At 64.8% G+C, this 26,119-nt stretch carries 29 protein-coding genes; 16 read left to right on the top strand and 13 right to left on the bottom strand.

From position 1 onward, the window contains the following. Positions 1 to 5: 5 nt before the first annotated feature. Complete coding sequence (locus tag V9L20_RS16450) at positions 6 to 560, top strand: LysR substrate-binding domain-containing protein (protein ID WP_337297403.1); 555 nt, start codon at positions 6 to 8, stop codon at positions 558 to 560. On the opposite strand, the gene V9L20_RS16455 is transcribed toward V9L20_RS16450, so the two are convergent. Further along, a complete protein-coding gene (locus V9L20_RS16455) occupies positions 523 to 2,691 on the bottom strand; it encodes an alpha/beta hydrolase domain-containing protein (RefSeq protein ID WP_337297404.1) in 2,169 nt (722 codons plus the stop codon). The genes V9L20_RS16450 and V9L20_RS16455 overlap by 38 nt on opposite strands. Before the next feature lie 268 nt (positions 2,692 to 2,959). On the opposite strand from V9L20_RS16455, the gene V9L20_RS16460 reads away from it, so the two are divergent. From V9L20_RS16460 to V9L20_RS16475, 4 genes are all read left to right on the top strand, one after another. Further along, complete coding sequence (locus V9L20_RS16460; protein ID WP_337297405.1) at positions 2,960 to 3,838, top strand: LysR family transcriptional regulator; 879 nt, start codon at positions 2,960 to 2,962, stop codon at positions 3,836 to 3,838. A 131-nt stretch (positions 3,839 to 3,969) separates the two neighbouring features. Then, the gene (locus V9L20_RS16465) at positions 3,970 to 4,755 is read left to right on the top strand and encodes an aldolase (protein WP_337297406.1); all 786 of its coding nucleotides are present in this window, start codon (positions 3,970 to 3,972) and stop codon (positions 4,753 to 4,755) included. Positions 4,756 to 4,791: 36 nt separating this feature from the next. Continuing rightward, positions 4,792 to 6,135 carry an MFS transporter gene (locus tag V9L20_RS16470; RefSeq protein WP_337297407.1) on the top strand — a complete coding sequence of 448 codons (1,344 nt, stop codon included), beginning with the start codon at positions 4,792 to 4,794 and terminating at the stop codon, positions 6,133 to 6,135. 2 nt (positions 6,136 to 6,137) lie between these two features. After that, positions 6,138 to 6,731, top strand: coding sequence for a 2-hydroxychromene-2-carboxylate isomerase (locus V9L20_RS16475; RefSeq protein WP_337297408.1), 594 nt, complete (start codon positions 6,138 to 6,140; stop codon positions 6,729 to 6,731). A gap of 139 nt (positions 6,732 to 6,870) precedes the next feature. Here V9L20_RS16475 and V9L20_RS16480 read toward each other — a convergent pair whose 3' ends face one another. Next, entirely contained in the window at positions 6,871 to 7,770 is a 900-nt protein-coding gene (locus tag V9L20_RS16480; protein WP_337297409.1) for a LysR family transcriptional regulator, read from the bottom strand. Between the two features lie 99 nt (positions 7,771 to 7,869). Between V9L20_RS16480 and V9L20_RS16485 the strand changes: the two genes are divergently transcribed. The 3 genes from V9L20_RS16485 (at position 7,870) to V9L20_RS16495 (ending at position 10,036) form a co-directional block, all read left to right on the top strand. Next, positions 7,870 to 8,199, top strand: coding sequence for a nuclear transport factor 2 family protein (locus tag V9L20_RS16485; protein ID WP_337297410.1), 330 nt, complete (start codon positions 7,870 to 7,872; stop codon positions 8,197 to 8,199). After that, positions 8,196 to 8,978, top strand: a complete 783-nt coding sequence (locus V9L20_RS16490) for an SDR family oxidoreductase (RefSeq protein WP_337297411.1) — start codon at positions 8,196 to 8,198, stop codon at positions 8,976 to 8,978. Before V9L20_RS16485 ends, V9L20_RS16490 begins: the two co-directional genes overlap by 4 nt. A gap of 272 nt (positions 8,979 to 9,250) precedes the next feature. Further along, positions 9,251 to 10,036 carry an alpha/beta fold hydrolase gene (locus tag V9L20_RS16495; RefSeq protein WP_337297412.1) on the top strand — a complete coding sequence of 262 codons (786 nt, stop codon included), beginning with the start codon at positions 9,251 to 9,253 and terminating at the stop codon, positions 10,034 to 10,036. A gap of 129 nt (positions 10,037 to 10,165) precedes the next feature. Here the strand turns inward: V9L20_RS16495 and V9L20_RS16500 are convergent, their stop codons facing one another. Further along, positions 10,166 to 11,719 carry a methyl-accepting chemotaxis protein gene (locus tag V9L20_RS16500; RefSeq protein ID WP_337297413.1) on the bottom strand — a complete coding sequence of 518 codons (1,554 nt, stop codon included), beginning with the start codon at positions 11,717 to 11,719 and terminating at the stop codon, positions 10,166 to 10,168. Positions 11,720 to 11,877: 158 nt separating this feature from the next. Between V9L20_RS16500 and V9L20_RS16505 the strand changes: the two genes are divergently transcribed. The 3 genes from V9L20_RS16505 (at position 11,878) to V9L20_RS16515 (ending at position 14,175) form a co-directional block, all read left to right on the top strand. Then, the gene (locus V9L20_RS16505) at positions 11,878 to 12,897 is read left to right on the top strand and encodes an RNA polymerase subunit sigma-70 (RefSeq protein ID WP_337297414.1); all 1,020 of its coding nucleotides are present in this window, start codon (positions 11,878 to 11,880) and stop codon (positions 12,895 to 12,897) included. 102 nt (positions 12,898 to 12,999) lie between these two features. Further along, complete coding sequence (locus V9L20_RS16510; protein ID WP_337297415.1) at positions 13,000 to 13,584, top strand: dihydrofolate reductase family protein; 585 nt, start codon at positions 13,000 to 13,002, stop codon at positions 13,582 to 13,584. A 114-nt stretch (positions 13,585 to 13,698) separates the two neighbouring features. Continuing rightward, a complete protein-coding gene (locus V9L20_RS16515) occupies positions 13,699 to 14,175 on the top strand; it encodes an NUDIX hydrolase (protein ID WP_337297416.1) in 477 nt (158 codons plus the stop codon). A 59-nt stretch (positions 14,176 to 14,234) separates the two neighbouring features. Here V9L20_RS16515 and V9L20_RS16520 read toward each other — a convergent pair whose 3' ends face one another. Continuing rightward, positions 14,235 to 14,513: a hypothetical protein gene (locus V9L20_RS16520; protein WP_337297417.1), complete on the bottom strand. Its 279-nt coding sequence runs from the start codon at positions 14,511 to 14,513 to the stop codon at positions 14,235 to 14,237. A gap of 171 nt (positions 14,514 to 14,684) precedes the next feature. On the opposite strand from V9L20_RS16520, the gene V9L20_RS16525 reads away from it, so the two are divergent. Both V9L20_RS16525 and V9L20_RS16530 read left to right on the top strand, forming a co-directional pair. Continuing rightward, positions 14,685 to 15,071, top strand: a complete 387-nt coding sequence (locus tag V9L20_RS16525; protein ID WP_337297418.1) for a response regulator — start codon at positions 14,685 to 14,687, stop codon at positions 15,069 to 15,071. Between the two features lie 125 nt (positions 15,072 to 15,196). Beyond that, positions 15,197 to 15,553 carry a hypothetical protein gene (locus tag V9L20_RS16530; protein WP_337297419.1) on the top strand — a complete coding sequence of 119 codons (357 nt, stop codon included), beginning with the start codon at positions 15,197 to 15,199 and terminating at the stop codon, positions 15,551 to 15,553. Between the two features lie 84 nt (positions 15,554 to 15,637). Here the strand turns inward: V9L20_RS16530 and V9L20_RS16535 are convergent, their stop codons facing one another. From V9L20_RS16535 to V9L20_RS16555, 5 genes are all read right to left on the bottom strand, one after another. Next, positions 15,638 to 16,039 (bottom strand): GreA/GreB family elongation factor, encoded by a 402-nt coding sequence (locus V9L20_RS16535; protein WP_337297420.1) that lies wholly within the window; start codon positions 16,037 to 16,039, stop codon positions 15,638 to 15,640. A 331-nt stretch (positions 16,040 to 16,370) separates the two neighbouring features. Then, on the bottom strand, positions 16,371 to 16,826 hold the full coding sequence (locus V9L20_RS16540) for a hypothetical protein (RefSeq protein ID WP_337297421.1): 456 nt from the start codon (positions 16,824 to 16,826) through the stop codon (positions 16,371 to 16,373). A gap of 186 nt (positions 16,827 to 17,012) precedes the next feature. Beyond that, positions 17,013 to 17,303 carry a putative quinol monooxygenase gene (locus V9L20_RS16545; protein WP_337297422.1) on the bottom strand — a complete coding sequence of 97 codons (291 nt, stop codon included), beginning with the start codon at positions 17,301 to 17,303 and terminating at the stop codon, positions 17,013 to 17,015. A 129-nt stretch (positions 17,304 to 17,432) separates the two neighbouring features. Next, positions 17,433 to 18,374 (bottom strand): AraC family transcriptional regulator, encoded by a 942-nt coding sequence (locus V9L20_RS16550; RefSeq protein WP_337297423.1) that lies wholly within the window; start codon positions 18,372 to 18,374, stop codon positions 17,433 to 17,435. A 28-nt stretch (positions 18,375 to 18,402) separates the two neighbouring features. Beyond that, on the bottom strand, positions 18,403 to 18,723 hold the full coding sequence (locus V9L20_RS16555) for a hypothetical protein (protein WP_337297424.1): 321 nt from the start codon (positions 18,721 to 18,723) through the stop codon (positions 18,403 to 18,405). 239 nt (positions 18,724 to 18,962) lie between these two features. Here V9L20_RS16555 and V9L20_RS16560 point away from each other — a divergent pair, with 239 nt between their 5' ends. The 3 genes from V9L20_RS16560 to V9L20_RS16570 all read left to right on the top strand — a co-directional run bounded on the left by V9L20_RS16560 (position 18,963) and on the right by V9L20_RS16570 (position 22,157). Further along, positions 18,963 to 20,165, top strand: coding sequence for an MFS transporter (locus V9L20_RS16560; protein WP_337297425.1), 1,203 nt, complete (start codon positions 18,963 to 18,965; stop codon positions 20,163 to 20,165). 49 nt (positions 20,166 to 20,214) lie between these two features. Then, entirely contained in the window at positions 20,215 to 21,030 is an 816-nt protein-coding gene (gene dkgB, locus V9L20_RS16565; protein WP_337297426.1) for a 2,5-didehydrogluconate reductase DkgB, read from the top strand. A 155-nt stretch (positions 21,031 to 21,185) separates the two neighbouring features. After that, positions 21,186 to 22,157, top strand: a complete 972-nt coding sequence (locus V9L20_RS16570) for an alpha/beta hydrolase (protein WP_337297427.1) — start codon at positions 21,186 to 21,188, stop codon at positions 22,155 to 22,157. 19 nt (positions 22,158 to 22,176) lie between these two features. Here the strand turns inward: V9L20_RS16570 and V9L20_RS16575 are convergent, their stop codons facing one another. From V9L20_RS16575 to V9L20_RS16590, 4 genes are all read right to left on the bottom strand, one after another. Continuing rightward, positions 22,177 to 24,576 carry a phosphocholine-specific phospholipase C gene (locus V9L20_RS16575; RefSeq protein ID WP_337297428.1) on the bottom strand — a complete coding sequence of 800 codons (2,400 nt, stop codon included), beginning with the start codon at positions 24,574 to 24,576 and terminating at the stop codon, positions 22,177 to 22,179. A 38-nt stretch (positions 24,577 to 24,614) separates the two neighbouring features. Further along, positions 24,615 to 24,836: a hypothetical protein gene (locus V9L20_RS16580; RefSeq protein WP_337297429.1), complete on the bottom strand. Its 222-nt coding sequence runs from the start codon at positions 24,834 to 24,836 to the stop codon at positions 24,615 to 24,617. 191 nt (positions 24,837 to 25,027) lie between these two features. Beyond that, the gene (locus tag V9L20_RS16585) at positions 25,028 to 25,771 is read right to left on the bottom strand and encodes a hypothetical protein (protein WP_337297430.1); all 744 of its coding nucleotides are present in this window, start codon (positions 25,769 to 25,771) and stop codon (positions 25,028 to 25,030) included. 54 nt (positions 25,772 to 25,825) lie between these two features. After that, a complete protein-coding gene (locus tag V9L20_RS16590) occupies positions 25,826 to 26,110 on the bottom strand; it encodes a hypothetical protein (protein WP_337297431.1) in 285 nt (94 codons plus the stop codon). Positions 26,111 to 26,119 lie beyond the last annotated feature (9 nt).

The following is a 26,119-nucleotide window of genomic DNA, read 5'->3' on the forward strand; positions in this document are numbered from 1 at the left end:
TCGACATGGAAGACGCCTTGAGCGAAGACGGCATTCGCGCCGTGCTCAAGGGCACGGCGGAGCTGGCGGTGATTGGCGACAACGTGCCGCACGAAGGCCTGGAGACCATCGTCTGCAACGTCGATCAGTTGGTGCTGCTGGTACCGGCGGGCCACGCGCTGGCCGGGCAGCAGAACGCTTCCATCGTGAACGTGCTCGACCATGACCTGGTCACCCTGGCACGCAGCGCATCGCTCACGCGCAAGGTGATGGCGGCGGCCGACGCGGTGAAGCGCACGCCGCGCATCCGGGTGCAGGTGCGCAGCTTCGATTCGATGTGCCGCATGGTCTCGTTCGGGCTTGGCGTCGCCGTCTTGCCGCGCGCGGCCGCTGCGCTCTATGCCCAGGCCCTGGGCCTTGTGCAGGTCGGCCTTGAAGGCATCGAAATGGAACGCGTGCTGCTGCTGGCCATGCGCAGCCGCCTGGAACTCTCCGCTCCGGCGGCCGCCCTGGTCGAAATGATCGAAGAAAGCGCCGCTGCATTCAGCGGAGCACGGCACTCTCCGAAGCCTGCCGGATAAGCCGGTCGCGGTCCGCCGGCAGAAGAAAGCCCTGCGCGAACGCCTTCTCGGCGGCGCCTCGCACGGCGGCCACGTAGCCCTCGTGGCTGCCGTAGCGCTCCTCGAGCGACAGGCGCGGGTCGCCGCTGGCGGTTCGCTCGGCGCGCGTGCGCGCGAACGGCACATAGCCACCCACGTAGTTGCACACCTGGCCTCGATGGAACCCCTCTGCAGTGACGTTGAACCCCAGGTAAGTGCCGAGCGGCGCCATCACCAGCACCGTGGGAACGCCGTCGATCTCGTTGCCGTCGGCATCGACCTTCGGCACTTTCATCGGGATCACCTTCTTGATGACCGGCGGCACGTTGGTGGGCACGCCGGAGGCTTCCGCGTGATTGAATTGCGGCCCCCAGTCGTAATCGAACACCGGAAACGCAAAGTTCTCCGGCAGGAAGATCGAGTCCGGAATGCCGGGCACCCCGCTCGGAAAACCCGTCGCCTTCTTGTTCGCGTCGACCAGCGTCTTGCCCGCCAGCGTGGGCCAACGGCTGGGCGGCGGCGGTGTTCCGTTCAGCACCCAGTCGCGCATGGCCAGGCGCAGCACGTTGGTAATTTCAGTGTGCGGCACCGGGTTTGCCGCCAGCGTGCCACGGCCGAAGTTGTTTCCGGGGCAGCTCGGGCCGGTGCTGGCCGCGCCCATGCCCGTGCCCGTGCCCGTGGCCACGGGCATGTGCGTGAAGCCGCCCGCGCCGCCGCCGTGGTGGGAGCTCGGCACGTAGTAGCGCCGAACGTTGCGCGGCAGCGGAATGTCCGCATCGCCCGCCGTGCCGATCCACTCGGGCGTGAGCTTCAGCGCGTACACCTCGGCCGCCCCGAAGTGCTCGATCACCTTCGGGCAGGTGTCGTTGGCGTCGCAACGCGAAAAGATGCTGCCGGTCGGTTGCTTGCGCACCGGGTCTGGCCACTCCACCCACCACTGCGGGCCTTCGCTGCCCTGCTGGTACAGCTCGAGCACGCCGTCCGGCTGGGCCCAGCGCGAGTTGGCCGCCACCCGGCGGCCCGCGATGATCGGCCAGGCCCCGTTGTACACCTTGCGATTGCGCTCGTCCTGGTTCAGGCCCATGAAGATGAACTGCCGCACCATGTTTCCGGACTGCGAGACACCCCGCACCGCCGTGCCCTTGACCAGCCCGGCCACCGGGTTGCGCGTGCCGAAGTCATCGGCCGCCTCGTAGCGAAAGAATGTGCCAACGTCGCGAAACGCCGCCATGCCCACGCCCAATACATAGGCGTTTTGCGCCGGGTACACCACTTGGTACAGCAGGTTGGCGTCGAAGCCGTTGCGCAGGCAGATGTGCACCGGCAGGTTGCCGGGTGCATTGGCCGGGTTGATATCGATCGGCGTGCCAGGAAACGGATTGCCCGCATCGCACTTGGCAAACGCCCAGTCGCCCGCCGCAATGGCCGGCCCTTCGGTGACAACGCCATCGACCGTTTCCGTGGTGTGCGTCTTCAGTGTTGCCTTGGCCGTGTCCAGCGTGGCCGGAAGGTAGGGCACGGGGTTGGTCTGCACCATCAGCGGCTGCGAGCCTGCGCCGCTGCGGTTGACGATGCGCCCGAACACCTTGCCTGTGACCGCCACGCCGTTCACCTTGGCAATGGGCGCCGCCACCCAGTGATTGGTGCCCTCCGCCCGGTTGGCGGGAATGCCCGTGTTGCCCGCGTTGTCCGCCTGCCAGCCGCTGCGCAGGCCAATGTCGCCCAGCTCGCGCTCGTCCACAACAATGGTGCCCGCGCCGCCGCGGTTGGGCACGTCGTGCCACAGAAAGCCGCTTGCACGGTTCATGTCGACCGGCTTCACCAGATTGAAGGTGGTCTCGTACCGCACCTTGCCGTCTGCGTCGGCCCCCAGCTTGATGTCGGTGATGACGCTGTTATGCGGATCGTTCGGGTCGAGCTCGCCGAAGGCACGGCCGCGAATCTGCTCATAGGGAATCGACTGCCCCGCGAGAGGCGCGACGCTGTCGATCACGATGCGGGTAACGCGGGCATTCGCGGACGCGGCAGAAATAGCGATGGCCGCTGCGGCTGCTGTCGTCGCCGTGAACCAGTGCAGGCGCAACTGGCGCCCGACCGGGCTGTTGGGGTGCATGCTGTCTCCTGTCTCTTTTTTGTTCGGATCCAACGCTGGTGTCAGCGCTTCGCATCCTCACAATTCGCAGGCAGGCCGACAATTCGCGTCTTGTTTAGCCGGTCTTAACCGATGGTTAAGGGAGTCGCTTCGCATTGCTCATTGCATCAGGGGAATCCCGACGCCTGGGCTGCTCTCGCAGGCAGATCTGCTCGGCCCGATCCTTGCATTGCGCCAATACGGGGGCGCTCGCTCCAGCGGGTGCTTTCCGTTCGAGTGCAAAGGCCACATGGAAACCTTCGACCGCCAGCTTCGCTATTTTCTGCAGATTGCACAGCTGAAATCGCTATCGCGGGCGGCTGAAGATCTGGACCAGACGCAATCCGGCCTGAGCCGGCAGCTCGCCGCGCTCGAAGCCCACGTGGGCAAGGCACTGTTTGTCCGCACCGGCAGAGGTGTCGAGCTGACCGAGGCGGGCCGACAGCTCAAAGAGCAGACCGAAGGCGCATTCCGCACCATCGACACTGCACTCGACACGCTACGAGTGCGCGATGGCGTCACCCAGGGCACGGTGCGGCTTGCCGTGATCCACACCCTGAGCTACTACTTCATGGGCGAGGTCGTGGCCCGCTTCGTCAGCCAGCACGAAAGCGTCAACCTCTCGCTGCTGGGGCGCAGCTCTCCCGAGGTGGTGGAGTTCGTGGAAAGCGGCAAGGCCGATGTTGGCTTCGTCTACGACTCGGCGGTTGCATCGGCCGGCGTGGTCTCGCGGCCGCTGTTCGACGACGAGATGTGCCTGCTCGTGCCGGAGGCCAGCGACATCGGCGATCGGATCGACCTGACCGTGCATCTGCCGAAGCTTGTCGCATTTCCTTCTCACTACATGCTGCGGCGCATGGTGCACAGCAGCGGGCTCGTTCCCCAGATAGCGGCAGAGGCCGAGACGGTCGACGCCATGCTCGAGATCGTGTCCTCTGGTGTCGGGTGCTGCATCCTGCCATGCCGGATTCCCGACAAGCTGCTGATCGACCACCGCCTGCGCAAGGTCGCCATTACCCGGCCGGCGCTACGCCGGCGGGTCGTCGTCATCGTCAAGGCAGGACGCGTGCTGCCGCCGATCGTCGAGCACCTGGTCGACGCCGCCATCGCCATCGCCGCCGCTTCCTGAGGCCCGCCGCCGCATAGGTGCTATGCGGTCTGCTGCATGGCTCGCGAGGGCCGCTGTCTCGATACTTCCCATGGCAGCGGACGTGCGTGGGGTGCTCATGCAGCCGCAAACCCAAACCACGGACGGCATGCATGAAAGACGACCTGCGAACCAAGGAGTATTTCGACGAGCGCGCGACCCGCGAGATGGCGCAGCACCTGAAGGACACACCGCGCGACATGTGGGAGACGCTGGCCCTTGCCTGCCGGATCCTTGCGATGACGGGGCAGGAGGCCGGCCTTGCCGGCCAGATCAGCGCCCGCTCGGAGCGTCCAGGCGCCTACTGGACCCTGCGTTTCGGCCTCGGTTTCGACGAGGCCACGCCAAGCGACTTCATCGAAGTCGACCAGGACCTGAACACCTTGAGCGGCACGGGCATGGCCAATCCGGCGACCAGATTCCACCTCTGGGTGTACCGCGCCCGCCCCGACGTGCAGTCGATCATCCACACGCATTCGCCCTGGGCGTCGGCGTTGGCGGCGGCGCGTCAGCCGCTCGTCATCTCGCAGATGGACATGACTCCGCTTCACGAAGACTGTGCGTTCCTTTCCGAGTGGCCGGGTGTGCCCATTGCCGACCAGGAGGGCGTGATCATCTCCGAAGCGCTCGGCAGCAAGCGGGCGATAGTGCTCGCTCATCACGGCTACCTGACGGCCGGCCACACCATCGAAGAGGCTACCTACCTTGCCGTCTACCTGGAGCGTGCTGCCCGCATGCAGCTTCGGGCGCAGGCTGCCTTCGGGGTGCTCACGCCCGTTGACGACGCGCTGGCCCGAGAGGCGCACGACTATCTGCTGAAGCCGTCGATCGTCAACGCGACGTTCAACTACTGGTGCCGCCAGACCACGGCACTGCGCACAGGCCATGCGGCCTCCTGAATCCCACACGCATTCGCAACACTACCTGGTGACCCCATGAACACACACACTGACAGCGGTGCAAGCGAGAAAACCGACGCCAAGCGTCGCTATGTGACGGCCGGTCTCGCAAGCATGATGGGGACCACCATCGAGTGGTACGACTTCTTTCTCTACGGAACGGCTGCCGCATTGATCTTCAACAAGATCTTCTTTCCGGCCTTCGATCCGATCGTCGGCACCATGGCGGCCTTTGCGACCTATTCCGTCGGCTTCTTCGCGCGGCCGCTCGGCGGGATCGTGTTCGGGCACTTCGGCGACAAGGTCGGGCGCAAGTCGATGCTGCTCATCACCCTGATGCTCATGGGCGTGCCCACGATCCTGATCGGCCTGATCCCGTCCTACGAGCAGATTGGCTACTGGGGCGCAGTGCTGCTGGTGTGCATGCGCTTCCTGCAGGGCGTGGCGGTGGGCGGCGAATGGGGCGGTGCGGTGCTGATGGCGGTCGAACACGCGCCCGAAGGCAAGAAGGGATTCTTCGGAAGCCTGCCGCAAGTCGGCGTGGCACCCGGCCTCATCCTGTCTTCCCTGGCGATGGGCGCGGTTGCCAAGCTGCCGGAAGCGGACATGCTGTCCTGGGGCTGGCGCATTCCGTTCCTGGCCAGCGTCGTGCTGCTGCTCGTGGGTTGGTTCATCCGCGCGAAGGTGGCCGAGTCGCCCGACTTCCAGGACATCGAGCAGGTGGGAAAGAAGGTACAGGTGCCCGTGGTCGAGGTGCTGAAGAAATACCCGCGCGAAACGCTGGTCGTCGTGGGTGCCCGCCTGGCCGAGGTGACCTGGTTCTACACCACGGTGACATTCGCGCTTGCCTATTCCACAGGCACCCTCGGCATTCCGCGCAGCACCGTGCTCGATGCAATCATCTGGGGTGCCACCGCCGCGCTGCTCACGATGCCATTCTTCGGATGGCTGGGCGACAGGATCGGCCAGAAATGGGTGTTCATGATCGGCACCGTGGGCATCCTCGCATGTGCGCCGCTGTTCTTCTCGTTCCTTCACACACGCGAGGTCTTCTGGATCAACGCCGCGCTGATTCTTGCCGTGGGCCTGGTGTATGCCTCGCTCTACGGACCTGAAGGCAGCCTGTTCTCCAGCCAATTTCCCGCGGAAGTGCGCTACACCGGCATTTCGCTGGCGGTGCAGTCATCCGGCGCCATCGGCGGCGGCCTCGCGCCGATCGTCGCGACCTGGTTGCTGAGCAAGGGGAACGGAGATCCGCAATACGTGATCTGGTACCTGAGCGCACTCGGGGCCGTGGCTTGCTTCAGCGCGTGGAAGATGCACGGCGACCAGCGCTTCAAGGTGCTTGCTACATCCCCGCTCCTGGCGAAGGCGCCCTGAAGATGCCGCAAACAATCGACTATTACTTCTGGATGAACTCGGACTGGGCCTACCTGGGTGCGGACCGGCTCGAGGACGTGGCGGCGCGGCACGGCGTCTCGATCCGCTACCTGCCTGTCGATCTTCCGGCCGTTTACGCGCGCACCGGAGGCGTGATCTTGCCGAAACGTGCGCCCGAGCGGCAGGCCTATCGAATTGCCGAGTTGAAGCGGTGGTGCAAGCGCCTCGGCATCCATGTCAATCCGACACCCCGGTTCATGTGCCCGGATGCTGGCCTCGCGTCACGCGTGGTCATTGCGGCCGACGCGGCGGGAGTGCATGTGGCCCCGCTCTACAAGGCAATTCTGGCGGCCGAATGGTGCGATGAACAAGACATTTCCGACGCATCGACGCTGCGGGCGATTCTTCTTTCACAGGGCCTGGACGCCGACACGCTGCTGCGTTTGGCCGAGACGACTGCCGTCCAGGCCGCCTACGTGCGCAACACCGATGCCGCCGTCGCGGCGGGTGTCTTCGGCTCGCCCTCCTATGTGCTCGATGGCGAACTATTCTGGGGGCAGGACCGCTTGGACTTTCTTGAGCTAGCGCTGCAGTGAGGGGTGAGTAGCACCGCTACCCAAACGCGCTCCAATCCCGTTTAGCTCACGCCATGCCATCGCGCCGAGCATTGAATCTTGGTGTTCTTGCGGAACGTTCTTCTGAGTCTCAAAAACGAGTACTCAGAGCCGATCTGGCTCAGGCATCTTTGTCGAGCATGCAGTCTATGAAGGCGCGCAGCGCGGCCGGAACCTGGCGCCGGCTGGGGTGATACAGAAACAGCCCTGGCCGTGCAATCGACCAGTCGGCAAGAACCTCCACCAGGCGCTGCTGGGCGAGCAGTGCATCGACTCGTTCGCGATCGAAGGCATAGACGATTCCCAGTCCTTGCAGTGCAGCCGCGACGCCCATGTCCGAGTGATTGGTGACCAACGGTCCGTCCACCGCCACCTCGGTCCGCTTGCCCTTCTTTTCGAACTCCCAGCGGTAGGCACTCCCGTCGCTCTGGAGCCGCCAGTTGATGCAGGCGTGGCCGTGCAGATCGGACGGCGACCGCGGTGTGCCGCGGCGCTCCAGATAGTCCGGGGATGCCACGGCCACCATCTTCACATCCGGCGTCAAGCGCACGGCAATCATGTCCTTCTCCAGCTTGCCCCCCACGCGGATGCCGGCGTCGAATCGACCCGCAACGATGTCGCTCAGCCCGTTATCGACCACGATGTCCAGTGTGACTTCCGGGTGCGCCCGGTAAAACCGACCCAGGCGGGGGCCGATCACCGCCCAGGCGGCCATTCCGAGGGTGTTGATGCGCAGCGTGCCGCGCGTCTGGCCTGCCATGGCGCTCGCTTCGTTCACCGCATCGGAGATCTCGTGGAAGAGCGGCGCGATGCGCCCGTACAACTGCGCCCCGGTCGCGGTGGTTGCCACGCTGCGGGTCGTGCGGTTCAGCAACCGCGCACCGAGCCGCGTTTCCAACTGCCGGATGGTTTGGCTCAGCGCAGAAGCCGACAGCCCCAAATGCTCTGCGGCTCGGGCAAAGCTCGCGCGTTCCACCACCGCGGCAAAAGCCTTGAGCTCGGCAAATTCCGACCCGCGCATTGTGTATCGTCCTCTACATAGCTCGTGAAGATTCTAGAAGATTCACTAATTGGTGTGCGACGCGCATCCTTGCGACTTCATCTCCAAGACGTTGTCACCATGCGCACCCTGCCCCTTCCCGATCCGATCTCCGCCTACTTCGCGGCCGACGCGCAAAGCGCCGAGGCACTGGCCCAATGCTTCACGCCGCAAGCCAGCGTGAAGGACGAAGGCCGCACTCACACCGGCCGCCGCGCCATTCAGGAATGGAAGGCCGCTGCAGCGGCCCGGTACGGGTACACGGTCGCGCCGTTTGCGCTGCATCAGGAGGAGGAAGCCCACGTCGTTCGGGCTCAAGTGACCGGAAATTTTCCTGGCAGCCCGGTCGACCTTCAGTATCGCTTTCGCCTCGAACGTGGGCTGATCGTGTCGCTGGAGATCACGGCATGAGCTTCGATCTTCAACTCCGAGGGCAGCGAGCGCTGGTCACTGGCGGGACCAAGGGTGTCGGCGCGGCGGTCGTCCAAGGGCTGTGCGATGCCGGCGTCCGGGTGATGGCCACGGCGCGCTCCGCACCCGCGCGGTCGAGCGCAGGCGTGATCCATGTTGCTGCCGATCTTTCGACGGCCGAGGGCACCGCCAAGGTCGCGCAGTCGGTGCTCGACCATTGGGGCGGCATTGACATTCTCGTCAACGTGCTCGGCGGCTCCAGTGCACCAGGCGGCGGCTTTGCAGCCCTTGATGATGCGCGCTGGTTCGCTGAACTGAACCAGAATCTCATGCCCGCCGTCCGACTCGATCGCGCACTGCTGCCCGCCATGCTCGCGCAGGGTTCAGGCGTCATCGTCCACGTCAGCTCGATCCAGCGCCTGCTGCCATTGCCGGAATCCACGACCGCCTATGCGGCAGCCAAGGCGGCGTTGTCCACTTACAGCAAGGCGTTGTCGAAAGAGGTGACACCCAAGGGCGTTCGCGTGTTGCGCGTATCGCCGGGATGGGTCGAGACCGAAGCGTCGGTGGCGCTGGCCGAGCGCCTTGCCGACCAGGCCGGCACCGACTACGAGGGCGGCAAGCGGATCATCATGCAATCGCTTGGCGGCATTCCGCTCGGCCGGCCGGCCAGACCGCAAGAAGTCGCCGACCTGATCACGTTCCTTGTGTCACCACGGGCGGGCTCGGTCTCGGGTTCGGAGCACTTGATAGACGGGGGAACCGTCCCGACGGTCTAGGCGCGCCGGGTCCATCGGCAGCTGCATTTCGAACATGAAGCAGGCCAGCGGCCCGCGCATCCTGCGAGGGGCGTTCGTGTGCGTTTCGATCTCAGATGCGCCCGTCTTGCAGCACAACTTTATTGCGTGACTTCCTCTATCTGCACAACTTCTTTTTGCAGATGTTCGACCTGCGCGCTTAAACGTCTGACTTTGTGGCCATCTTTGCAACCCTGTGCAGCACGTTTTTTTCTACCATTTCCCATCTTTCCATCCACTGCCCAGGACTCCCAATGAACTCACTGATTCGCAAGCTTTTCATCGCCGCTGCGACCACCGCCAGCATCGTCGGCCCCGGTGGCGGCGCACATGCGCAACAGGTGCAGGCAAAAAATGTTGTGCTGGTGCATGGCGCCTTTGCCGATGGTTCCGGCTGGCGGGGTGTCTATGACGAGTTGATCAACAGAGGCTACCGGGTCACCATTGTTCAGAATCCTCTGACTTCGTTGGCCGACGACGTGGCGGCGACCCAGCGGGCGCTCGCCCGCCAGGACGGTCCCACGATCCTCGTCGGTCACTCCTGGGGGGGCACAGTCATCACCGAGGCCGGCATGAACCCGAAGGTGGTCGGTCTTGTCTATGTCAGTGCTCTCTCGCCCGACGCCGGCGAAACCACGAGTGAGCAGTACGCCGGATTCAGTGCCCCCGACTTCGTGATCGACACGCAAGCCGACGGCTACGGATTCGTCAGTCTGGAGAAGTTCAAGATCGGCTTCGCCGGCGATGCCAGCGATGCGGACGCCGCGTTCTTGCGTGACTCGCAGGTGCCGATCAACATGTCAGTGTTTGCGACCAGGCTCAATCACGCCGCATGGCGAACCAAGCCAAGCTGGGCGGTGATCGCGACCGAGGACAAGGCCTTCGACGTGCGGATGCTGCACAAGATGGCCCGGCGCATTGGTGCCGCGGTGGAAGAGGTGAAGGCCAGCCACGCGGTCTTCATGACCCAGCCGAAGAAAGTCGCCGACGTGATCGATCGTGCTGCCAGGCAAGCGGGGCGCAAGCATGTTCAGCCATAGCGAACTGTATTGAAGCCTTCCTCCGCCCCGGGCGGGACGAAATGGCTGGTGATTTGATCGAACTCCGCATCGATTGTCTGGAACGGGTGTTCGCCCGAAAGATTACGAGCACGACGGACGTGCCTCGCGTCAGAGCCTGAACGCGCTGACCGCCTGTGAGAGGCTGCCGGCCTGCGCCTGCAGCGATCCCGCGGCAGTGCCCGCCTGCTGAACCAGCGCGGCATTCTGCTGCGTGCCCTGGTCGATCTGCGCGATGGCCTGGTTCACTTGCTCGATGCCGTCGGTCTGCTCCCGGCTCGCGACCGTGATCTCGCCCATGATCTCGGTGACGCGCTGCACGCTGGCGACGATCTCGCGCATGGTGCGGCCGGCCTGGTCCACCAGTTGGCTGCCGGCTTCGACGCGGCCGACCGAATCGCCGATCAAATCCTTGATCTCCTTGGCGGCGGCGGCCGAGCGCTGCGCCAGGCTGCGCACCTCGGAGGCCACCACGGCAAAGCCGCGGCCCTGCTCGCCGGCCCGTGCCGCCTCGACCGCTGCGTTCAGCGCGAGGATGTTGGTCTGGAAGGCGATGCCGTCGATCACGCCGATGATGTCGACGATCTTCCTCGACGAGCCATTGATGGCCGCCATGGTGTCGATCACCTGGCCGACGATCGTTCCGCCCTCGGCGGCCACCGACGATGCGGAGACCGCGAGCTGGTTGGCCTGCCGCGCGTTCTCGGCGTTCTGCTTGACGGTGGATGTGAGCTCTTCCATCGAAGCCGCCGTCTCCTCGAGCGAACTCGCCTGGTGCTCGGTGCGCGACGACAGGTCGCGGTTGCCCGCCGAGATCTGGGCCGAGGCTTCGCCGATGTTCGCCACGCCGCGATGCACCTCGCTGACCAGCCGGACGAGGCTGGTGTTCATCTCGTGCAACGCCCGCATCAACAGGCCGGCTTCGTCGCGGCCGGCCGGCATCACCTGGGTGGCAAGGTTGCCGGCGGCGACCGACTGCGCCACGCGCACCGCCTCGTTGAGCGGACGCGTGATCGAACGCGTGAGCCAGAGCGCAGCGGCAATGCCCAGCGCCAGAGAAAGACCACTGAGCAGCAGCATCAGCCAGCGGGCGGTCTGGTAGGCCTGCGCGGCCTCGGCCGCGGTGCGATCCGCGCCCTCTTTGAGCACCTTCTCGAACGTGCCGACATGAGCGATCACCTGCGTCAGCAGCGGCATGCATTCCTGCGTCAGCGCGCGCACGGCGTCCTCGGTCTTGCCGCCGGTCGCGAGCGACACGACCTTTCCCGCGATCACCAGGTACTGCGCCTCGAGCGCCTGCAACTGCGCGAGCAGGCGCTGCTCTTCGTCCACCGCGGCCGAGCGCGGGTCTTTCAATATGGCGCCCAAGGTCTTCATGCCCTCGTCGATCTCGGACTGGGAGGACTTCACGAGGTCCAGGTCCTTCTTCTGCAGCTGCGCGTCGCTCACCAGCGCCAGATTGCGCGCCGCAATCGCCCGTGTGCCGATCGCGAAGCGAACTCGGTTGAGCGCATAGAGCTTGCCGCCGGCCACCTCGTTGACGACCCGGATCTCATCGGCGAGCCTGGCCATCTGCTGCAGGCCGATCGCGCCGATGGCAAGCAGGAGCAGCAGCAGTAGCGTGAAGCCCATTCCTAGGCGGGTGCCGATCTTCAGGTCTCTCATGGGATTTTCGGGAACGAATGGAGGTTCGATTTTCCCGGGGGGCCCCGTCGCGGCAGTGGGCGAACAAGGGGAGCAATGCGGTTCATTTCAGGCGTTTGCCCGCGGGGCGGCTACGCAGCGATTGCTGTCAGTTGCAGATGGGTGCGCCAGAATGCGCCATGTCCCCTGCGCCCGACCTTGTTGCCCAAGCCGCGTGCCTGTCGCGTGCACGTGCCGGCGACACCGCTGCTTTCGACATACTGGTGGCGCCCCATCGTCGCCAGCTTCACGCTCACTGCTATCGAATGTTGGGCTCTCCGTTCGATGCAGACGACGCGCTTCAAGAGACCCTGCTTGCCGCCTGGCGTGGCCTGGCCGGCTTCGAGTCGCGCAGCGCGCTCGGCACCTGGCTTTACCGCATTGCCACCCACGTATGCCTGCGCATGATCTCGCAGCGCCCCCGCCGCATGACATCGCCCGACCATGGCGCGCCGCTGCAGGCCACGGCCGATCTGGGTGAGCCGGTGACCGGGCCGGTGTGGTTGGAACCCTTGCCCGACGCCGAGTGGATCGGCAATCATGAAGATCCGGCCACCACGCTGCAAGGGCGCGAGTCGGTCGCCCTTGCGTTCGTGGCCGCGCTGCAGCACCTGCCCGGCACGCAGCGCGCCGTGCTGCTGCTGCGCGAGGTGCTGGAGTATTCGGCAGCCGAAGCGGCCGAGATGCTCGGCACCTCGGTGGCGTCGGTCAACAGCGCGCTGCAGCGCGCGCAGAAGACGGTGAAGGAGCGCGCACCGTCGGCCGACGTGCAGGCACTCGAGGCGCAAGGCGTCGATAGTCTGCTGCAGCGCTTCGTCAGCGCCTGGGAGCGCCGCGACGTCGCAGCCCTGACCAGCCTGCTGGCCGAGGACGCGCGATTCACCATGCCGCCGCTGCCTGCCTGGTTCAACGGCCGCCGCTTTGCGCTGATGTTCTTTGCCGAGCGCGTGTTCCAGACGCCTTGGCGTTTGCAGCCTCTGCGCGCCAACGGCCAACCCGGCTTTGCCTGCTACGTGCGGCACGCCGGCGCCGAGCGCTTTACGCCGGGCGGCGTGGTGCTGCTGCGCCTGCGCGGTGGGTTGATCGAATCCATCGACAGCTTCATCGACCCGGCAGTCTGCCGGCGCTTCGGCATGCCCGAGGAGCTTCTTATCTGCTGATGCGGCTGCCGGGGCCGATGAGTTTGGCCCTCGCCCTGTCTCCAAGTAGATGACACGCCCCGGAAGGGCCGGCGGCGTGGCACAACTCAAGGAGACCTTTTCATGGCCAAGCTCATCGTCAGCATCCTCAGTTCACTGGACGGCTACTGCGCCGGCCCGGGCGGCGCGCTCGCCGGCCTGCTGATGGATGCCGCCTTCAGCGCCCACAACCTCGACTGCATGCGCCGCGCCGGCACGCTGCTCTTCGGCGCGACCACCTTCCCTATGTTCGAGGCCTATTGGCCCAACGTCGATTGCGGCCCTGGCAGTGAGCCGGTGCAGCGCGAGATTGCCGAGCGTGTGGGGGCAGCGCGCAAGGTGCTCGTCAGCGACCGCCTGGTCGTGCGCCCCGACTCACCCTGGGCCGACACCGAAGTGGTCGGCCGGGCCCAAGCCCCGGCACGCATCGGCCAACTCAAAGCCGCGCCCGGCCCCGACCTGCTGATCTACGGCAGCCACGTGCTCTACAACGACCTGCTGGCACGGCGGCTGGTCGACGAACTGCATCTGCTGGTGGGTAGCGTGCTGCTGGGTGAGGGTGTCCCCACCTTCGAGCCTGGCCTGGCGCAGAACTGGAAGCTGCTGGGCCAGAACCGCCTGCCAGGGTCGGACACCGTGGCGTTGCACTATGACTGCCGGCCGCATTGAGCGGAGCAACGCGCGCTCTTGGCCGCATTCGGACTAGCGGGCGGGCGCTGGGGGCTGCGCTGCTCGATGGTGCAAACTTGCGCGAGTCCCACTGCAAACGACAGGCAGACCCCCATGATTTCAGTCCATCTTCACGGCCAGCGCTTCCAGGTCCGTGCCGCGGCCATCGTGCTCGATGCCGGTCACCTGCTCGTGCATCGTGCGCCGGGCGATGCATATTGGGCGCTGCCAGGCGGCCGGGTCGAGGTCGGCGAAGCCGCATCGGCGACAGTGGTGCGCGAGATGAGGGAAGAACTCGGCGAAGCGGTCGAATGCGGCCCTCTTGTGCATGTCGCCGAGAATTTCTTCGACCTTGCGGGCCAGCGCAACCACGAGATCGGCTTCTATTTTCGCGTCGCACTCGATCCGTGCTCCAGCGTGCTCGACAAGGACCGAGCCCACCACGGCATCGAGAGCCACTTGAAGCTGGAGTTCCGCTGGTTCGCCCTCGCGGAACTCGCGTCGATCAACCTACGGCCGACCTTTCTGGCGGCCTCGCTGATGGCCGATTCGCTGGTGTTCTCGCATGCGGTGCAGCGTGAATACGCGTGAGTTCACTTCGGAAATTCTTCCAGCAGAGCCGATGCTCAAGAGTTTCTCCCGTGGTCACCTCAAGAGTCTTTCGAGGCAACCTGCTGTTCAAGCGTCTCGTTCACTGTCTTCAGCTTTTCCTCGGCTGACCTGAGCTTGTCCTTGAGCTGGTCTGTTTGCTCGATCGCCTGGCCGACGTCGGGGTTCAGCGTCTCTTTCGGCACTTCACTGTCCAGCACCGTATGGACGACCGATAGATCCTCGGCAACTTCCTGGACCGTCTCAGCCGCATGCTTGTTCTCTTCAAGCGCCTTGGCCAGATCGGCGGCGTCTTTGTCGTCGGGGGATGGGCGGGTCATGGCACACCTTTCACTTTGAAATCCGATGTTAGTCGGCATGTAGCAACGACTCGGTCGCTTCTGAAAGATCAAGCTTTTGACCTACATCATCAACCCGGCCGATACGTATAAACATTCACAGGCCGCAACCTATCGCAACAAGTGGGATTGAGCAACGACGCTCCAACCGCCATGCCGCTCCAGACAGTTCTCATCGAGGACAGCACCACCATCAGAGAGGCTCTGATCCCGGCGTTGGCTGACCTCGCCAATGCGGAAGTTGTTGCCTTGGCTGAGACGGCGAGCGAGGCTGTCACCGTCCTCAAGAATCTCGGCAATGCCTGGGACCTGGCTGTGGTCGATCTTTTCTTGCGCGAAGGCTCGGGTCTCACGGTATTGCGAGCTTGCAAGGAACGCGCATCGCATCAAAGGATGGTTGTGTTGACGAACTATCCAACCGAAGAAATGCGGCGCCGGAGCCTGGAGTTGGGCGCCGATGCACTGTTCGACAAATCGAATGAGCTCGATCGCTTTTTCGAGTGGTGCCTCAGTCCCGGCATTCCGCACTCCCCCGGTTGAAGCCCGCCGCGCATCCGATCCGCATTTGCCCGAACGGGCGAGCACCGGGAAATCGGCCGCCCTTTCGCTGCTCGGATACCATCTTGTCGAACGCTCTTCCCCTCACAGCACAACGACTCGATGACATGCGTACCGCCATTTACTACTCGCTGATGCTCCTGCTCGGATTTGCCTGGTACAAGTATGGGCAAAAGTTGCTTCAAAAAGAGCGTTGGAATGAGAAGGGCGAGCGCACCGAAGGCCTTGTAGGGCCGGTGGGATTGCTCATGACTGGTGCCGGAGTCTGCTACTTCCTGTTCGAGTTTTTGCGCGCGCTCGTTCGAGGTGAGGTGCCATGCGTCGGCAAGGCGTGCAGGATGCAGGTCTACACCCTGGCGGCGGATACTGGCGATTACTGGGCCAACATGTTCTTCCTTGCGTGGATGATCCTTGGCTTGGGCTATGCAGTCTACGTAACACTCAAGATCTGGTTTCGGGCGTAGGGTTGTCGTAAGGGCGGCCCGGCGTTTGCGGCGCGCCAGCGCGCACTCGGCGCCCGTGCGGAAACTCCACCTCGAGCCGGGCGTCTATCGCTGGTAGTCGCCAGCGGCCTCTGGCTGGAAGAGAATCGCCGCGACTTCAGCAGCGCAGTTGTCGCCACTCGGCGTCAGCCACTTCGCGATGTCGCCGACCTTCAGCCCCAGCAGGCTGCCGCCAACCGGAGAGAGCACCGAGATAAAACCGGCCCCCGCATCGGCATCGCCTGGATAGCACACAGTGAGCGTTTGACGCCGCGCGGTGTGCAGGTCGACGAGTTCCACTCGCGAATACATCGTCACCACATTGGGTGGCACCGCGCGCGAGCTCGTCACTTCGGCAATTGCCAACAGGTCTGCCAGGCTTGGCGGAAGCTCGCGCCCGAGCAGTTTGCTCAGGCGGGCGAAGTCAAGGTCGGTGAGCGTGCGCTCACTGTGAATCGTTGCATGCATTGACGCACTCCATCGAATGCGAGCGTCGTCCCATGAGGACGGCGACCGCTACCGCGCGAGGCTTTATGCCCGGCGGTGGATGGTTGCGCTGAAAAGGGAGATAGCGGACCGCCGGGCTTAGGAATGTGCGGGCGTCAGCTGACGACGCACCTTTTTTGCGGCCGCACGGGCATAGGCCGCTGCGAGAAGCAGCGCAGCCAAGGCAACGTGGATGCAAGCGATGGTGGCGGTCATGAGTGGGAGTGTAGGCCGGGGGGCGCCGTTGCAGTCGTTGCGCCGGCAATGGCCTCACACCTCTTGCCAGATTAAGCCGCCATTTGCGAGCCGGCACTCACCCTAGGATTCCGGGGTGCTGCGCCTTCACAGCAGTGCTCCGTTGGTGGCGACGGGTCGCCTTGTCGATTGCAGCCTGCAGCAACTTCAAGCGATAAACCACCCGACCGATGTCCCCGGCCAATCCGAACTCTTTAGGAAACCCCCGGTTGCGCCCTGGCGCGGCAGGCAGGCTCAGCACCTTCCTTCCAGGAATTGCCGATTCTGCAAATTGGGCGATGCTCGCGCCGACGCCTCGCGCAACAGCCTCGAGCGATTCCATTGCCAGCGCCAGGTCCGCATCTCGCTTCGTCATCTGTTCCTTGACCGACGTGCGAGAAGCCGCTTTCGGTGAGTCGGTTCTGTGGCGGGTGCTGCGCTCATACGTGCCTTTGCCCATTGCTATTTTTTGATGAAGAGAAGTCGCCACTGTGGCCTTGAGAACCAAAGTTAGACCGGTCAGCACTCCTTTCATGTCGGCAAAGTTCCTCAAGCCGGCGAGGACGGCGAGACAGAGCGGTCCGCTCGCGCCTGCGGCCTGGCGCCGCGCCGCTCGCTGGCGGCCAAAGCTCACCACTGGTCGACGACTACCTGTCGTGGCCGCACACCGGCACCACGGCGTTCGACCCGACCCCTTGGATCGTTAAAACAGGCGCCTCAATCAAAGCTCCATGCAATAGCGGCTCACAGGCGCACAAGCCAACCGCGCCTCCAGCGCACTCCACGCGCCCGACGCCACCGCGCGGTCGATGTGCGCCTGATGGTGGCGCTTTGATTCCCATGATTCGACCAGCGTGAACGCGCAGGCGTTGTCGCTGTGCCCGAACAGCCGCACGCCCCGACAGCCATCCGCCGACGGCAACGACTGCTTGACCTGGTTCATGAGTTCGGCGAAGGCAGAAGCGCCTTCGGGCTTGGCTTCGAAGGTGATGATGACGTTAATCGGTTCCATGAAATTTCGCGCTGCTTTCAACAAAAGAAAAAGGAAGCAGGCAGGTTAGCCAGCGCCCTTCCCCGCGCCAAGACGCGAAGCTGCGAACCCATTGACCATGGCTGCGAAGCTGCCGCAGCCCCCCATCCTTTAACCCGACTGCACGCGCCGCACGTACTCCGCGGGCGTTGCCTCGAACCGCCTGCGGAACGCGCGGTTGAAATGCGCCGCGCTCTCGAAGCCCGCCTTCGCAGCCGCATCGCCGGGGCGCAGCCCGGTGCCCAGCATCAGCATGCGCGCCTCTTCCAGCCGCAGGTCGCGAATGCAGCGCATCGGCGTGACCCCGGCCACTTCCCTGAAACTGTGCGCAAAGTGCGAAGGGCTCATGTGCACGTGGCCGGCAATTTCAGCCACCGACAGCGGCCGGCCCAGGTGGCGGCGCATGAAGGCGATGGCCGCCTGTATGCGTGCGCCCGCCTTGGTGACGGCGCTCGCGCTGCGAATGGCCGCCGCAGCCTCGGAGCGCAGCAACCGCAGCACGATCTCTTCGACCGCCAGCGGCGCGAGCGTGCGGCGGTCCACCGGGTCGTCCGCCGCCAGCAGCAGGCGCGCGAAGGCCTCGACCACCTCCGGCCCCACCGGCGCCGTGAAGTTCTCGGTCACCCGGGCCGGCTCGGCCGCGAGCGTGCCGCTTTCTGCCAGCGCGACGAAAGACTTGACCAGCACATCGGGCGGCAGGTCGAGATGAATGGCGAGGTACGGCTCTTCGGCGCTCGCCCCGACCACCGTGCCGAGGCACGCGACCTCGGCGCCGAGCACCAGGCATTGGGTGGCGCCGTAGTCCAGCGAGCGGCGGTCGCTAGCACCGAGGTGCGCGGTCTTGCGGCCTTGCAGGACGACCACGACGCCGGGTGTGAGGCGTTGGGTTTTCTCGTAGCGAATGGGTTGGGAGAAGCGGTAGTAGCGCAGGCCGGGGTAGAGGGCGTCGGTGCGGCCGTCTGAAGAGGCTCGCGCCGCGACCATGTTCCGGAGGCGTGCCCAAGTGGCGGAAACGCTTTCAGATTTGCCATCGGCAACGGGTGAAACGGGCATCGGCTGTGTTGTGGAGAAAAAGCTGGCGCTACATGGCACCGTGAGTGTTCCGTTGAAGCGCTTCGTGAACTACCCCAGTGGCGGCGTTGACGGTGTTGATGCGGACCAGCAGGGCGTCGTTGAGCAGGCGCAGCAAGGCGCTCAGTTCGGTGCGGCTTGGGGTGAGTACTTCGCAGTCACTCAGGGCGCTGGTGTCGATGAGCTTTTCGAGCGCCGTGTAGGCGCGTACTACGTCGTTGAGGGCGCCGGCATCGTCGCAGGCTTGCAGAGCGAGTGCGTCGAACTTGGCGTCGAGAGAAGAAGCAGAAGCACTGCGAGATTGCGGACGCGCACGGGAAGATTCAGCCATGAAATGGTCTCCAAGGTTCGCAGAGGTTTCATCAGGCTTCCAAACCCGGCCGCACCAACGGACACGACGGGGCGCAGTATATCGACGAGCTTCCGTCTTTCCAGGCTCATTCGCCCCACCGAACGAGAACGAAGCCCGCGTTGATACTTGATTCAAGCGCAACTATCTTCTGCTCAGAACCCCATTTATCCGCAAAGGTAATCCCAAGACACTCCTGCTAACCCAAGAAGGAGTGCTTCATGCCAATCGCCTTGCTCGCGCTGACCCTCAGCGCCTTCGCCATCGGGACGACCGAGTTCGTCATCGTTGGCCTCATCCCCACTGTCGCTGCTGATCTCGGCATCGGCCTTCCCTCGGCGGGCCTGCTGGTCAGCCTCTATGCGCTGGGTGTCGCCATAGGCGCGCCGGTGCTCACCGCGCTCACGGGCAAGCTGCCGCGCAAGGGGCTGCTGCTCGGGCTGATGGCGCTGTTCACGCTCGGCAACTTGCTGGCGTGGCAGGCGCCGAGTTATGAATCGCTGATTGCCGCCCGCGTGCTCACGGGGCTGGCGCACGGGGTGTTCTTCTCGATTGGCTCGACGATTGCCACGGGCCTGGTGCCTAAGGAAAAGGCCGCGAGCGCCATTGCCATCATGTTCACCGGGCTCACGGTAGCGCTGGTTACGGGTGTGCCGCTGGGCACGTTCATCGGGCAGCACTTTGGCTGGCGCGAGACTTTTCTGGCAGTGTCTGCGCTGGGCGTCATTGCGTTCATCGGCAGCTGGGTTTTTGTTCCCAGCAACATCCGCCACACGCCGCCGGCCTCGCTGGCGCAGCAGGCCAAGGTGCTGGCGGAGCCGCGGTTGTTGCTGGTGTATGCCAAGACGGCCATCGGCTACGGCGGCTCGTTCATTCCGTTCACGTTTCTGGCGCCCATCCTCACCCAGGTGTCGGGCTTCAGCGCAGGCGCTGTGGGCTGGGTGATGCTGGTGTACGGTGTGTCGGTGGCGGTGGGCAACATCTGGGGCGGCAAGCTGGCCGACCGCATGGGGCCGATTCCGGCGCTAAAGATCATCTTTGCGCTGCTGGCCGCGGTGCTGCTGGTGTTCAACTTTGCAGCGCCGCACAAGTGGCTGGCGCTGGTGGCGGTGCTGATGTGGGGCGCGGTGGCTTTCGGCAACGTGCCGGGGCTGCAGGTGTATGTGGTGAAGCAGGCCGAGCGCTTTACGCCGCAGGCTGTCGACGTGGCCTCGGGCCTGAACATTGCGGCGTTCAACCTGGGCATTGCGCTCGCAGCATGGGTGGGCGGGCTGATCGTGACACATCTTGGGCTAATGCACACGCCGTGGATCGGCGCGCTGGTGGTGCTGGTGTCGCTGGCACTCACGCAGTGGAGCGGAACGCTCGACCGCCGTGCCGGCATTCCGGTGCGGGCTTCGGGCCCGGTGCCGGCGGGGCACTGAGCGGCCCTCTTCTTTCTCTTTTTTAAAACGCACAAGGACGAACAACATCATGACAACCAACAACACCATTCCCGCCTTCGGCCTCGGCACCTTTCGCCTGAAGGGCCAGGTGGTGATCGACTCGGTGAAGAACGGGCTCGACCTGGGCTACCGACTGATCGACACGGCGCAGATCTACGGCAACGAGGCCGAGGTGGGCCAAGCCATTGCCGAGAGCGGCGTGCCGCGCAGCAAGCTCTTCATCACGACCAAGATCTGGACGGACAACTACGCAAAAGACAAGCTGGTGCCCAGCCTGAAAGAAAGCCTTGCCATGCTGCGCACAGACCATGTCGACCTGACGCTCATCCATTGGCCTTCGCCCGGCAACGCGGTGCCGGTGGCGGAGTTCATGGGCGCTCTGGCCGATGCCAGGGCGCAGGGGCTCACGACGCACATCGGCGTTTCCAACTTCAACATCGCGCTGATGAAGGAGGCCATTGCGGCCGTGGGTGCGCAGAACATTGCCACCAACCAGATCGAGCTGCACCCCTACCTGCAGAACCGCAAGGTGGCAGAGTTTGCGAAGAGCCAGGGCATTCACATCACTTCTTACATGACGCTGGCCTACGGCAAGGTGCTGGCCGACCCGGTGATCGAGGCGATTGCCAAGGCGCACAACGCGACCAGCGCGCAGGTGGTTCTGGCGTGGGCCATGCAACTGGGCTACGCGGTCATTCCGTCATCGACTCAACGCGCCAACCTCGAAAGCAACCTGAAGGCGCAGCAGTTGCGGCTGGCGGATGCCGAGTTGGCGCAGATTGCGGCGCTCGACCGCGGCGAGCGGCTGACCGACCCCGCAGGCCTTTCGCCCGCATGGGATTGATACGAGTGTTTCAGGGCTGAGCTACCCCTTGATCGGCCCGCAACGGCGGGCTCGTGTGGCATTCTGAAGAGAGGCTGTATTGGCTTGCGCGCGCACTTTGTCGACGTGGCACCTGACGGCATTTCTCTTAAACCACAATCGATCGAGGCGTTGCGATGCGGCAACTTGGACGAGCGCTGCGCGCGTTCGTATTCGTTGGGGGCTGGGCGTTGGTGCTCGGCATGTCGAGCTGCGGCGGCGGAGGTGGCGGAGGTGGTGGCGCCGCGTTTCCCATTGCCGCGGTAGGTACCGCGCCACCGCCGAGCGATACGTCTACTGCGCCTCCTCCACAGCCGCCGGCGCCACCCCCAACGGACACTCCCGCTGCACCGCCCGCGCCTCCACCTGCTGAGCCGGTCGATCCGCCCCCGGCAACCAGCCGCGTGGTTTCCGACAGCATTGCCTCGACCAAGACCGGCGCAAGCTATCCGCTCGAGATCTACCTGCCCGCTTCTTACGACGGCAGTTCAACGCGCTACCCCATCATTTACGCGATGGACGGCGACGCGATCTTCAACCCGCCGGGCACGCGCTTTTCCAACTTCAAAGACATTCTCGAAAGCCGCGGAACGCAGGCGATCCTGGTCGGCATTGGCGGCACGTCGCGCCGCGAGCAGGACTACACCTTGCCCGGCGCCAGGGCGTACCACGACTTTCTGACGCAAGAGCTGGTGCCGTTCATCGAAGCGAAGTACCGCGCCGACACAGGCAGGCGCATGCTCACCGGCCTCTCGCTGAGCGGGAGCATGGCGGGCATTGCGCTCTTTCTCGAAGGGGCGGCGGGCAGCTTGACGTTCTCGCACTTCCTGTCGTTTGAAGGCGCGTATTCGTACCAGGGGCCGGAGTACGAAAACCTCGAGCAGCAAATGCACGACGCGCTCAACGGCCGGCCCCTGCCCGCCACGCTCATTCTTACGCGCTGCAGCGACCCGGTCGAGTGCAACTCGGGCCCTGTCGACTCGATATTCAGGCGGCTGCAGGGCCGCGTGTACCAGGGCCTGACGGTGGAAGAAACCACCTACTCGACCACGCACACCGCAACCGATATTCCGTCGTTCACGGATTCGGTTGCGAAGCTGCTGCCGTAGTAGGCCCCGGCTGTCGCGGTCAGAAGCGGTCTGGCAGCCCCATGGCCGGGTCGCTCACCGAATGCCGGCCGGTCTCGATGCGGCCGGCAAAGCGCCGGTAGAAGGACGGGTCGGCATCGCAGGTGACCACAAAGTCGTACCACTGGCCGCTGGCGTCCAGGCTCCAGCGCATGGCGGTGTCGCCGCCGCCCTTGACGCGAACGCGCCATGAGCCGTCGGGGTGGGGGCGGTAGATGCCGTTGTTGCCGTGGTCGCCGTGGCTGTTGCTTCCGTTGTTGTCGTGGCGGCGGTCGTTGTCGTCGTCTTCGCGGTCTTCATGACGGCCCTTGCCTCCGGCCTGGTAGGCGTCGGGCCGCGGGTAGGCCTTGTTCGACTGCACGGTAAAGCGGCAATCGCGCCGGCCGTCGTTGCGCATCTGCAGGTAGATGTCGCCGCGGCGCGCGTCGTAGCCCACGCGAATTTCGGGCGCGGCCGCACCGCCGGCGCGCAGCCGGTTCAGGTCGCCCTTGAACTGGCGGTGAAAGCCGTTGGGGCCGAGCACCCACAGGTCGTACAGGCCGGCGTTGTCGGTCATGGCGTTCCAGTAGCCGTCGATCTGCTTGCCGGGCTCGACCGCATAGCGGCGCGGCAGGCTGTCCGACAGGTGCAGCTTGTCGTACACGTGGAACACGGCGGCCGCCTTGCCGCTGTTGGCAAACAGCAGCTGAACGCGGCCGTTGAGCGAATCGCTGCGGGCGCTGGTGTGCAGCTCGTAGGGCAGCGCGCGCGAGGGCCGCACGCCGGTCGCCTGCACGGGCAATGCGGCATCGGCCGTGGGCACGATGCTCGGCATGGCCTGCTGCGCGGCGGTGAGCGCATCGGCCTCTGCCTTGGTCTTGCGGCCTGCCAGGGTGGGCAAAGGCTCGTCGTTGGGCCGCTCGAAGTTGAAGGCGCTGGTGAGATCGCTGCACACGGCACGGCGATATTTGCTGATTTGCGGTTCGGCCACGCCAAAGCACTTTTCCAGAAACATGAGCGTCGAGGTGTGGTCGCACACCTGCGAGTTGACCCAGCCGCCGCGGCTCCACGGCGAAACCACCCACATTGGCACGCGCGGGCCGGGGCCGTAGGGGCGGCCGTCCAAGGCGGGCTGCCGCGGCGTGGCCGGCGTGTAGTTGTGATATTCGACGGCCACGTCGGCCTCGGCCATGGTGGTGGCGCCGGCAAGCGTTCCGTCGGGGTTGCGCGACGGTGCAGCGGGCGAAGGCAGGTGATCGAAGAAGCCGTCGTTCTCGTCGAAGTTGATGAGCAGCACGGTCTTGCTCCACACCTCGGGGTTGGAGGTGAGTGCGTCAAGCACTTCCTGCACATACCAGCCGCCCTTGGCCGGGCTCGAGGGGCCAGGGTGCTCGCTGTAGGCAGACGGCGAAATGATCCACGACACTGCCGGCAAGGTGCCGTTGCGAATGTCTTCACGGAAGGTTTCGAGAAAGCCATACGGCATGGTGTTGCCGAAGCCCTTGGCCAGCGGGCTGAGCGGGTCGTCGATGGCAGGGTCATAAAACGGCCCCGCGGCGGTCACCGGCTGCGTGATGTCGGTGGCGGGCACGTACACCGGCCGGCGGGCTTCGGGCATCTGCTCGATGGCGGTGCGCCAGTGCCTGAAGCTCATCATCTCGTTGCAGCCGAAGTTGTCGATCAGGCTCTGGTAGACCTTCCATTTGACGCCGGCCTTTTCGAGCCGGTCGGCATAGGTGGTCCAGGTCCAGCCTTCGGTGGAGGCGCCAATGTCGTTGCCCGCGTTGAACTGGTTGTTGAGCACCGCCAGCTGCACCTTGCTTCCATCGACCGGGCTGGTGCCGTTGGGGCCATTGGTGCCGCTCCAGTAGAACAGGCGGTTGGCAATGGTGCCGGTGTGCATGCCGCAGTGGTAGTGGTCGCACAGCGTAAAGGCCTCGGCCAGCGCACGCTGAAACGGCACTTCCGCCGTGTCGTAGTAGCCCATCGACAGCAGGTTCTTGGAGTCCGGCCACTTGAACATGCGGCCGTGGTCCCAGGCAGCCTGCGAATCAGACCAGCTGTGCGGCGTGCTGCCCGCGCGCTGCGCGTTGCCCTTGCTCTCGTCCAGCCGGTAGGGCACATAGGTGCTGGGCGGCGATGTCTTGGTATAGGTCTGGTGAAAGATGGTCTTGCCGTTGGGCGCCGGAATGGCAAAGCGGTCGCCATAGCCGCGCACGCCCTTGAAGGTGCCGAAGTAGCTGTCGAAAGAGCGGTTCTCCTGCATCAGCAGCACGACGTGCTTCACGTCCTTGATGGTGCCGGTGTCGTGGTGCGCCGGAATGGCCAGCGCGCGGCGAATGCTGGGCGGAAAGGTGGCCAGCGTGGCGGCTGCAATGCCGGTGCCCGTGGCGCTCTGGAGAAACTTGCGACGTGTGGTCATGGTGGGGTCGGTGTCAGGTGTTGATGATGCGCGCGCCTTCAGGGGGCGTAGCTGACGGTGGGTCCGCTGTTGTTGCCCGCGTTGGACGTGGTCGGTGCGGGGTCGGTCTTGGCCGAGTTGTCGCCGCTGTCCTTTGCGGTGGCGCTGGCGCTGAAGCCGCCACTTCCGCCACCGCCATCACCACCGCCGCATGCGCTCAACGCGCAAGCGAGGACCAACAGCGCGAGCGGCGCGCGCAAATACAAAAGCCGTGAATGCATGGATGAGTCACTCCTGATTTCGCCGAGGCAATTTGAATGGCCTTTGACGACCGGCAGCGTCCGCCGCCAATGCATCAAGGCGGCATCAAGCGTACGAAGCAGCCATGACACCGCGATGTAGCAGCGATGCGAACCTTGGTAGGCATTGGAGGCAAATCAGTAATGCATTGGTAATGCATTGCCGATAGTTCTCAGTCGAACGGCGCCCATCGGCCGGATCCAGGGCATACGGTTGCTCGCTTGCCGTTCACCCGCACCTGCTCTTCATGCAGTTGCGATGTGGTCGAAGAATCGACGTCGAACGCAACGCCGAGTGCGCGCGCCACGCGGGCATCTTCAATGGGCAGCTCCCAGGTAAGGAACACCTGGGTACAGTCTTTCTCCGGGCCGAAGCTGGCCGCATCGAAACCACTGCCGCCGCGCGGCACCACCGCATGAGGCTGGCCGGTATCGAAGACCAGGACCGTGCCGCGCGCAAGCGGAATGCGATGGCCCGTGGCAGCAAAGTGCACGTCGAGCCCCTTGTCCTCGCTCACGAAGAGATTGCAGAAGCCCGCACCGCCGTATTGCGCCGCATCGTGGTGGTACCTCGCACCGCGGCAAGCCATGAGGGCAACGTCGCTCGACGCAAGCACGTCGCCCAGGCCAAGCGCACGCGTCCACTCCGCCGCGGCCTGCACGCAACGCGCGTAGTCGGGCCAGCGCGCACGTGCCCGCGCCAGGGGCAGCGGCTCCACGTCGCCGGGCTCCAAGGCCAGTCGTGAAGAGATCTCGCGCTCCCAATCGGCTGTGAGCCTCGCAGGAGGCATCGGTACATCGACCGTGCCGGACAGCACGACATCGCCTACGCTGCGACTGCGCATGGCGTCGCCGCTCAGGAAGTAGGAAACGAGGTGGTCTTCTCGCACGCGATGCGGTGAAGGGGAAAGGCTCATCCACAGCAGTGTAGTGAGGCAGGTTCCGCGTGCCCGCCATCGCCGCGAGCGGCGTCAAGGCCTGAGCGTGGGCTCCCGCCTTGCATAGGCCAGCGCGGCAAGAAGGCCCAGGCCCGCCATGGCCGCGGCGCCCCAAGCCACCGAGGGGCTGCACAGCATGCGGCCGAGCGACGAACGTTGTCCGCCGCCCGTTCCGATGCCTGTGGCGGCCTGTTCGAGCGGCGTGAGCGGCCGTGCCGTGTTGGGGTTTTCTTCGCCCTGGAGAACGGCCTGGGAGATTTCGAGCGGCGTCAGTTCATCGGCAACGGGTCCGAACAGCGATTTGTCGTTGGCGCGCATGGAAGGCCT

The sequence above is a fragment of the Variovorax sp. CCNWLW225 genome (assembly GCF_037204045.1).
Classification (GTDB): domain Bacteria; phylum Pseudomonadota; class Gammaproteobacteria; order Burkholderiales; family Burkholderiaceae_C; genus Variovorax.

Excerpts from the sequence above, each read along its gene's own strand:
- V9L20_RS16450 (WP_337297403.1), top strand. The coding sequence starts at position 6 with ATGGAAGACGCCTTGAGCGAAGACGGCATTCGCGCCGTGCTCAAGGGC.
- V9L20_RS16455 (WP_337297404.1), bottom strand. The coding sequence starts at position 2,691 with ATGCACCCCAACAGCCCGGTCGGGCGCCAGTTGCGCCTGCACTGGTTC.
- V9L20_RS16460 (WP_337297405.1), top strand. The coding sequence starts at position 2,960 with ATGGAAACCTTCGACCGCCAGCTTCGCTATTTTCTGCAGATTGCACAG.
- V9L20_RS16465 (WP_337297406.1), top strand. The coding sequence starts at position 3,970 with ATGAAAGACGACCTGCGAACCAAGGAGTATTTCGACGAGCGCGCGACC.
- V9L20_RS16470 (WP_337297407.1), top strand. The coding sequence starts at position 4,792 with ATGAACACACACACTGACAGCGGTGCAAGCGAGAAAACCGACGCCAAG.
- V9L20_RS16475 (WP_337297408.1), top strand. The coding sequence starts at position 6,138 with ATGCCGCAAACAATCGACTATTACTTCTGGATGAACTCGGACTGGGCC.
- V9L20_RS16480 (WP_337297409.1), bottom strand. The coding sequence starts at position 7,770 with ATGCGCGGGTCGGAATTTGCCGAGCTCAAGGCTTTTGCCGCGGTGGTG.
- V9L20_RS16485 (WP_337297410.1), top strand. The coding sequence starts at position 7,870 with ATGCGCACCCTGCCCCTTCCCGATCCGATCTCCGCCTACTTCGCGGCC.
- V9L20_RS16490 (WP_337297411.1), top strand. The coding sequence starts at position 8,196 with ATGAGCTTCGATCTTCAACTCCGAGGGCAGCGAGCGCTGGTCACTGGC.
- V9L20_RS16495 (WP_337297412.1), top strand. The coding sequence starts at position 9,251 with ATGAACTCACTGATTCGCAAGCTTTTCATCGCCGCTGCGACCACCGCC.
- V9L20_RS16500 (WP_337297413.1), bottom strand. The coding sequence starts at position 11,719 with ATGAGAGACCTGAAGATCGGCACCCGCCTAGGAATGGGCTTCACGCTA.
- V9L20_RS16505 (WP_337297414.1), top strand. The coding sequence starts at position 11,878 with ATGTCCCCTGCGCCCGACCTTGTTGCCCAAGCCGCGTGCCTGTCGCGT.
- V9L20_RS16510 (WP_337297415.1), top strand. The coding sequence starts at position 13,000 with ATGGCCAAGCTCATCGTCAGCATCCTCAGTTCACTGGACGGCTACTGC.
- V9L20_RS16515 (WP_337297416.1), top strand. The coding sequence starts at position 13,699 with ATGATTTCAGTCCATCTTCACGGCCAGCGCTTCCAGGTCCGTGCCGCG.
- V9L20_RS16520 (WP_337297417.1), bottom strand. The coding sequence starts at position 14,513 with ATGACCCGCCCATCCCCCGACGACAAAGACGCCGCCGATCTGGCCAAG.
- V9L20_RS16525 (WP_337297418.1), top strand. The coding sequence starts at position 14,685 with ATGCCGCTCCAGACAGTTCTCATCGAGGACAGCACCACCATCAGAGAG.
- V9L20_RS16530 (WP_337297419.1), top strand. The coding sequence starts at position 15,197 with ATGCGTACCGCCATTTACTACTCGCTGATGCTCCTGCTCGGATTTGCC.
- V9L20_RS16535 (WP_337297420.1), bottom strand. The coding sequence starts at position 16,039 with ATGCATGCAACGATTCACAGTGAGCGCACGCTCACCGACCTTGACTTC.
- V9L20_RS16540 (WP_337297421.1), bottom strand. The coding sequence starts at position 16,826 with ATGAAAGGAGTGCTGACCGGTCTAACTTTGGTTCTCAAGGCCACAGTG.
- V9L20_RS16545 (WP_337297422.1), bottom strand. The coding sequence starts at position 17,303 with ATGGAACCGATTAACGTCATCATCACCTTCGAAGCCAAGCCCGAAGGC.
- V9L20_RS16550 (WP_337297423.1), bottom strand. The coding sequence starts at position 18,374 with ATGCCCGTTTCACCCGTTGCCGATGGCAAATCTGAAAGCGTTTCCGCC.
- V9L20_RS16555 (WP_337297424.1), bottom strand. The coding sequence starts at position 18,723 with ATGGCTGAATCTTCCCGTGCGCGTCCGCAATCTCGCAGTGCTTCTGCT.
- V9L20_RS16560 (WP_337297425.1), top strand. The coding sequence starts at position 18,963 with ATGCCAATCGCCTTGCTCGCGCTGACCCTCAGCGCCTTCGCCATCGGG.
- dkgB (WP_337297426.1), top strand. The coding sequence starts at position 20,215 with ATGACAACCAACAACACCATTCCCGCCTTCGGCCTCGGCACCTTTCGC.
- V9L20_RS16570 (WP_337297427.1), top strand. The coding sequence starts at position 21,186 with ATGCGGCAACTTGGACGAGCGCTGCGCGCGTTCGTATTCGTTGGGGGC.
- V9L20_RS16575 (WP_337297428.1), bottom strand. The coding sequence starts at position 24,576 with ATGACCACACGTCGCAAGTTTCTCCAGAGCGCCACGGGCACCGGCATT.
- V9L20_RS16580 (WP_337297429.1), bottom strand. The coding sequence starts at position 24,836 with ATGCATTCACGGCTTTTGTATTTGCGCGCGCCGCTCGCGCTGTTGGTC.
- V9L20_RS16585 (WP_337297430.1), bottom strand. The coding sequence starts at position 25,771 with ATGAGCCTTTCCCCTTCACCGCATCGCGTGCGAGAAGACCACCTCGTT.
- V9L20_RS16590 (WP_337297431.1), bottom strand. The coding sequence starts at position 26,110 with ATGCGCGCCAACGACAAATCGCTGTTCGGACCCGTTGCCGATGAACTG.